The organism is Pseudochrobactrum sp. AO18b (genome assembly GCF_000409565.1).
GTDB classification, from domain to species: Bacteria; Pseudomonadota; Alphaproteobacteria; order Rhizobiales; family Rhizobiaceae; genus Pseudochrobactrum; species Pseudochrobactrum saccharolyticum.
On the sequence record NZ_ANNO01000318.1, the window covers coordinates 1 to 6,865 of the forward strand.

A 6,865-nucleotide genomic window follows, 5' to 3' on the forward strand; every position below is an offset into this window, starting at 1 on the left:
GTCTGGGGTGGTCTGAAGTACAAGGCAACCGACAAAGCTACTTTCAACCTGCAGGCTGCTTACGAAGATTTCGGCAAACAGGCTTACACTGCAAACGTAGCTTACCAGCTGGTTCCAGGCTTCACAATTACTCCTGAAGTTTCCTACACCAAATGGAAAGACACCGACAAATACGCTCCAGCCGTTCGTGGCGAAGGCGCATTCGGTGGTATGATCCGCTTCCAGCGTTCATTCTAATAAAATTTATTAGGGGGATGAATATAACGTATCTCCCTAAGAGCGTAGTCTAGACTTGGTTATGACCTCCAGTCATCAAAATACTATCCATTCAGCTACGCTCACGGGACACGGCGGGAAATCAAACATCTCGCCGTGTTTTTATTTTCTAAACACAATAAGATATTCCAGCCTCTTTTTACAAACCACCCTTCGGCATTATCCTTCTCATTGAAACGGATTGGCACGCCAAGCACTTATCCGAGGATAAGAGTGCTATTCAGGCATATTAAACCGGCGGATTTCCTCATTCATCCAATCTCTGAATGCACAGATCTTCGGATGATCACGGCTACCTTTTGCGTAAATAAGATCATAGCCATGTTCAACATTCAAACGGAATGCAGGAAACAGCTCCACCAGCCGGCCTGAAGCCAAATCCTCGGCGACAAGTACGCTGCGCCCCAGTGCCACGCCCTCACCTCTGATTGCCGCCTCTATGGACATACTTCCATGACTGTAACCGGCACCGCGTATATTATTGCCTTTTACCCCGAAGAGCTCAAACCAACGATGCCAGTCTGTTTTCATTCCGTTTTCATGTATCAATTTACAGGAAAGCAAATCTGAGGCAGTGGCTATACCTCCCGTTTTCTCACGATAAGCAGGTGAACAAACCGGACTTACAGTCTCGTCCATGATGCGCTCACTATCCGCATTGGGATATATGCCATTCCCGTAACGTAAAACGACATGCGCGGAGGAAACATTAAAATCGACAGCATTTTCATTCACCTCTAGATGGATATCGTAATCAGGGTAACAGCTCATCAAGCGGTGCAAACGCTGCGCTAACCATTTGCTCGCAAATGAAATACTGCAATTGATGACCAGTTTTGCGTCAGTATTTCTAGTCCGGATATTTTCAGTCTCCCGCGCCAGTTCCGACAGCAAGTGAGTAACTGCGGCAAAGTAATTTGCCCCGTCATCCGTAAACTCAATTTTCCGCGTCAAACGCTTAAACAGCCTGCAACCAAGATTATCTTCCAAAGCTTTGATCTGCCTGCTGACGGCTCCATGCGTGACACACAGCTCTTCTGCAGCCAGCGTCATACTCAATCGCCTGCCCGCAGCCTCAAAAGCACGAAGCGTTTGTAACGGAGGAAGATGGCCTGCCATATTTTACACCCCATACATGACAAAATCTCACGCATAGTGTGATTATAAATGGTTTGTCTGCAAGAGGCAGAGAGCGGTAAATCTTAAGAAAAGCTCGCACTATTTTGAGGATTTCTCAATGAGTCAAACCTTAAGCAACAAAACTGCATATATGGCAATTTCTCACAAGCCGGTCACGCTTATCAGCTTTGGTGCAATGTTGCTTCTGGCGCTGATGTGGGGGCTCTCGATACCAGCAACCAAGCTGGGTTTAAACTCAACACCACCATTGACACTCACCGCATTGCGTTATGCAGTCGCCGTACCGTTTATGCTATTGCTGCTAATCGGGAAAAAGCCTTTACCGTGGAAAGCAGTTCCCACCGTTGCTATGCTTGGCATCATCGGCATTGGTTTGGGACAGGTCGCGCAAACAATAGGTGTAAATGGTACATCGGCATCAGTCGGAACCATACTCTCCGCAACCATTCCCTTGTTTATTGTGATCTTTGCAACATACCGGTTAAAGCAGCCGATCACGATTATTCAGATATGCGGTGTTACGACAGCGTTTATTGGCATTGTCGTTGTTGCATTTGAGAACACATCTCCTGACATAACCACCACGTTTTCAGGGCCTGTCTGGATACAGATTTCGGCTATTGCGGTTGCATTCTATTATGTCTGGAGTGTTGAACTGACGCTTAAATATGGAACCGTTGTAGTCGTAACATGGAGCACATTCTTCGGGCTGCTGGCAATGATCCCGCTTGCGGCCTGGGAAACTTATCAGGCTCCCTTCACACTCACGGCCGTTTCACTCGGTGCCGCTGCATATCTTGGATTAATCGTGAGTGTAGCCGGATTATTCTTATGGATCAGTATTTTAAAGAATGTACCGGCACCGGTTGCAGCCAGCATTCAATATCTTCAGCCAGTATTTGGGATCATTGCTTCAGCCATCCTGTTCGGTGACAATATTGGCTTACAATTTTTGCTCGGTGTCTCACTTATATTGGCAGGTCTCGCACTCACTATGCGTAATAAAAAGGCACGGTAAATATAGGTATCGATCAATCAGCCGACGTATAATTGCCAAAATCGCACCATGTATTTCCTTATCTGAACATTGCAACACGCCGCACAGGAATGAAAATTTTGATAAGAGCTTGTTTTGAAATGAAAAGAGCTATTCCTCTGCTCATTGCCGCCCTCGCATTAACGGCCTGCGGCGCGGGCAAAGCTGCAATGGACTCAGGTAAAAGCTTTGACCGTTACGCCTGCATGTCCAAAAACCTCAAAGGACAAGAGCCGTGCTCAAACCCGACTGAGCCAGCAACGTAGCCATAATATGCGATGATGCAATAATTCAGGAGTCCGCTCAACACCGGACAAATCAGCCACAACAAATGCCAGCGACATTATAAAAAACCCCGCCGAAGCGGGGTAAAGTTTCGCAAGCTCATATACTAAACAGCACGTCTCTTTAATTCTACAAATCAAAAGCGCAAAAAATCACTTGAGCAAAAAAACTACCCCAATTTGCACCGGCTTCCCCACTCTTGTACGGGTTTCCAACTGCAGGATTTCCCGATGGCGGCTTAATTTGTTGTTCTCGGGCAGCATCACACCACGGGCCAGCATTTGCGACCCCGAGACTTGATCCGGTAGCCATTGAAGCTATAAAAAATACGACAATAATAGATTTTTTCATATATCCACCCTCCAATATACAAAATTAATAATATTGTAGTTTGGCACGAAATAAATCCCAGTTCTGAGGCCACAATTAAAGCCCCGCAATAAGCGACGGCTAGAACACTGACACACGTCCTGAACTGGTGGCTTAAGCAGTAAACGGATAATTATAACTGTCAGACGCAATTCAGCCTCTCAGCCGACATGTTAATTGGTAGCAGACACTATCTGCACTAGAACTTCACACATTGCAGCGATGATAAAAACGAATAAGTAAAATCTCCCAACATCCGAGGTCGATAATGTATGCTGCTGGGTTTATCGTTCTGTTGGTAATGAGTTTAATTGCCAGAGCAGCAAATAATAAACTTCATCACCTGCACAGACTTCCGATGCAATGGAGTCTTTCCGGACAGGTTAACTGGTCAGCTCCGAGAGTTATAGCACTGGCTTCATTTCCTGCCATTTTTGTGGTGATCAGCTCTGCGTTAATTCTCACCAGTATTTCAGAGCATGAGCAGTCAACAACTCAATCCCTTATTTTTCTGGGCATCATAATGATTGGCTTGCAGATATTACATCTCTGGCTCGTCCATAAAAAAAGCAGCCATTAAGCTGCCCCGCAAAGCTATAATTTTAATCTCCCCAGCGCTCTGACAATAGTGAACAGGAAGCCGAATCCTGACAGCGGAGAATCAACCTTCAACAATCAACGACTGAACAGCATCAAATATGCTGCCAAAGAAGCTGACAGGAATAGCCTTTGCATTAAACAATAATATGTGCGGAGAGAGATTATAAAACGCTTCTCAGTATCAAATCTCAATTCTGAGATTAGTTGAAAAAGCACAACAATTACAATGAGAAGATTGTAAGTGGTGCCCCCAGAGAGACTCGAACTCCCGACCCCCTGATTACAAATCAGGTGCTCTACCAACTGAGCTATAAGGGCAACTGACGGCTAGATAGCATATTCTTTTTGTTTGTAAAACGGAAAATCGCTTAGACGCAGAAAAAATAACAATGTTTTGCCTCTTATCCACATTTAGGCTACAAATCCTCATCCAATCATGCAGCTTTTCGGCAGAAACTGATGAAATACCCGTATAAAAAATTCTTTTATATCACTTCAGGCACTCCGGAATCGGTCTCGGCCGCGGAATCATTACGCAATCGCTATGGTGAATCACCTGCAGATGAAGCAGATGCCCTCATTGTGCTGGGCGGTGACGGGGTCATGTTGCAGGCTTTGCACGATCATATGAATCACGAGCGCCCGATTTACGGTATGAATCGCGGCTCGGTCGGCTTCCTTATGAATGAATATCACGAGGAAGATTTGCCCAAGCGTGTTGCAGCCGCTCATGCAGAAACCATCCGCCCTCTTGAAATGATTACTGAATCGCGTGAGAGCGGCACCGTCAAAGCACTGGCCATTAATGAAGTGTCCGTTTTGCGCCAATCTTATCAGGCGGCGAAAATCCGCATCAGCATTGATGACAAGGTACGGCTGGAAGAACTGATCTGCGACGGACTGATGGTGGCCACCCCTGCCGGCTCCACCGCCTATAATCTTTCCGCTCAGGGGCCAATCCTGCCGCTAGACTCCCCGCTGCTGGCTCTGACACCCGTCAGCCCCTTCCGTCCGCGTCGTTGGCGCGGTGCGTTGCTGCCGAAATCAGTGACTGTGCGTATGGATATTCTTGAAGTCGACAAACGACCGGTCAATGCCGTGGCGGATCATACAGAAGTAAAGTCCGTCACTTCTGTAACCGTGCGCGAAGATACGCAAAACCGCGTCACCCTGCTTTTTGATGAAGAGCACACATGGGATGAGCGTATCCTCAATGAGCAGTTCCGTTATTAAGCGCCATGCGCCTATTGGGCGCACAAAACTCGTACTAGTCAGAAAGCCAAGAAAAATCCGGTCAAAACCACATAGTTAGTCATACACGGATCTGCAAAACACTGATAAAACAGAGATAAACAGCATCGCTTTATAACAATGTGATGCTTCTATTGGCAGATCATACAGTTGTGGGCTGCCAGAATATCAATTATATCAACCTAAATCGAAGCAAAAACGGCATTTTTGTTGACTTTTTGGCCTGTTCCCCGTAACGGCTTTATTAATTTTAACGCAATGCGCAAACATAAGCGCTTTTCCTGTCCTGTTGTCATGCGGACATTACCGGTCGGGTCCAGTGCGCTTCTTCCAAAAAGAGAGCTACGCCTCCATTGACGACATTTGCAGAACTCGGTCTGTCACCGAAAATACTGGCAGCGGTAGAAGCCGCCGGTTACACCACCCCTACTCCTATTCAGGCTGGCGCCATTCCTCAGGCCTTGGAACGTAAAGACGTTCTCGGTATTGCCCAGACCGGTACCGGCAAAACAGCATCCTTTGTATTGCCGATGCTGCATCTGCTTGAAAAAGGCCGTGCACGCGCACGTATGCCGCGCACACTCATTCTGGAACCAACCCGCGAACTCGCAGCGCAGGTTGAAGAGAATTTTGTAAAATACGGCGTTAATCACCGTATTAACGTTGCTCTGCTGATCGGCGGCGTCTCCTTTGATGAACAGGAGCGCAAGCTGGAACGCGGCGCTGATGTGCTGATCGCAACACCAGGTCGCCTGCTCGATCATTTTGAGCGCGGTAAACTGCTGCTGACCGGTGTTGAAATTCTGGTTATCGACGAAGCAGACCGTATGCTGGATATGGGGTTCATTCCGGATATCGAGCGTATCTGCAAGCTGATCCCTTTCACCCGTCAGACCTTGTTCTTCTCGGCAACCATGCCTGCGGAAATCACCAAGCTGACTGAACAGTTCCTACATTCACCAGCGCGCGTTGAGGTTGCCAAAGCATCGACAACCGCGAAGACTGTGACGCAGCGTCTGGTTAAATCGGCTAAGAAGCCATGGGATAAACGCGCAGTGCTGCGTGATCTTATTCAGGCCGAAGGCGATGAGCTGAAAAACGCGATCATTTTCTGCAATCGCAAAATGGATGTGTCAGAACTGTTCCGCTCGCTGGTAAAGCACGGCTTTAATGCCGGCGCGCTCCATGGCGATATGGATCAGCGCGCGCGCATGACCATGCTGAGCAATTTTAAAGACGGCAATCTTCAGCTTTTGGTGGCTTCCGATGTGGCTGCCCGTGGTCTGGATATTCCGGATGTCAGCCATGTGTTCAACTATGACATTCCGATCCATGCGGAAGATTATGTCCACCGCATCGGCCGTACCGGTCGTGCAGGCCGCTCGGGCAAGGCCTTCTCGATCATCACCGGTGCAGATACCAAATATCTTGATGCCATCGAGAAAATGATCGGCGAAAAGATTGAATGGCTGGACGGTGATCTCTCCACTCTGCCTGCACAGGAAGAGACCGAAGAGACCGGTCGCCGCGGCCGCAACAACCGTGGTAAGAACGGCAAGAAATCCCGTGATAAAGATCACAAGGAAAAACAGACACAGCCACGCATTGCAGAAGAAAAAACTGCTGAAGCACCTCAGGCTGTGGCAGACATTTCCGCGCTCAATGCGCCGCAGCCTGTTCTGCCGGATAATGTCTCCATCGGCACTGCCATTACAGCGGAACCGGTTCGCCCTGCTCCGCACAAAAACGGCCATGAAGATCGCCGCCAGAACCACAACCAGAATGGCCAGCAGAATAAACGCCATCGTCGTGATTTTGATGATGAGCCGTCACCGCTGGGCTTCGGCGATGATATTCCGGCCTTCATGCTGATACCAATCAACATTTAAAAAAGAAAAACCCCCCCCA

Annotated in this window: 5 protein-coding genes, 1 tRNA gene and 1 pseudogene; 4 read left to right on the forward strand and 3 right to left on the reverse strand. The window is 47.9% G+C overall.

Annotated features, from left to right (window positions below):
- The coding region (locus A918_RS20375; protein WP_033316102.1) for a porin at window positions 1–237 on the forward strand (237 nt) is incomplete at its 5' end.
- Between the two features lie 255 nt (window positions 238–492).
- Here A918_RS20375 and gcvA read toward each other — a convergent pair.
- Window positions 493–1,395 (reverse strand): transcriptional regulator GcvA, encoded by a 903-nt coding sequence (gene gcvA, locus A918_RS0112690; RefSeq protein ID WP_028233763.1) that lies wholly within the window; start codon window positions 1,393–1,395, stop codon window positions 493–495.
- Window positions 1,396–1,513: 118 nt separating this feature from the next.
- Here gcvA and A918_RS0112695 point away from each other — a divergent pair, with 118 nt between their 5' ends.
- On the forward strand, window positions 1,514–2,434 hold the full coding sequence (locus A918_RS0112695) for a DMT family transporter (RefSeq protein ID WP_022711429.1): 921 nt from the start codon (window positions 1,514–1,516) through the stop codon (window positions 2,432–2,434).
- A gap of 432 nt (window positions 2,435–2,866) precedes the next feature.
- Here A918_RS0112695 and A918_RS21835 read toward each other — a convergent pair whose 3' ends face one another.
- The gene (locus A918_RS21835; protein WP_156831438.1) at window positions 2,867–3,088 is read right to left on the reverse strand and encodes a hypothetical protein; all 222 of its coding nucleotides are present in this window, start codon (window positions 3,086–3,088) and stop codon (window positions 2,867–2,869) included.
- A gap of 860 nt (window positions 3,089–3,948) precedes the next feature.
- Window positions 3,949–4,024 (reverse strand) — tRNA-Thr (locus tag A918_RS0112715).
- 141 nt (window positions 4,025–4,165) lie between these two features.
- Here A918_RS0112715 and A918_RS0112720 point away from each other — a divergent pair.
- Both A918_RS0112720 and A918_RS0112725 read left to right on the forward strand, forming a co-directional pair.
- Entirely contained in the window at window positions 4,166–4,939 is a 774-nt protein-coding gene (locus A918_RS0112720) for an NAD kinase (RefSeq protein ID WP_022711433.1), read from the forward strand.
- Window positions 4,940–5,310: 371 nt separating this feature from the next.
- Window positions 5,311–6,514: pseudogene (locus A918_RS0112725) on the forward strand (DEAD/DEAH box helicase); the annotation flags it as partial.
- Between the last annotated feature and the right edge of the window lie 351 nt (window positions 6,515–6,865).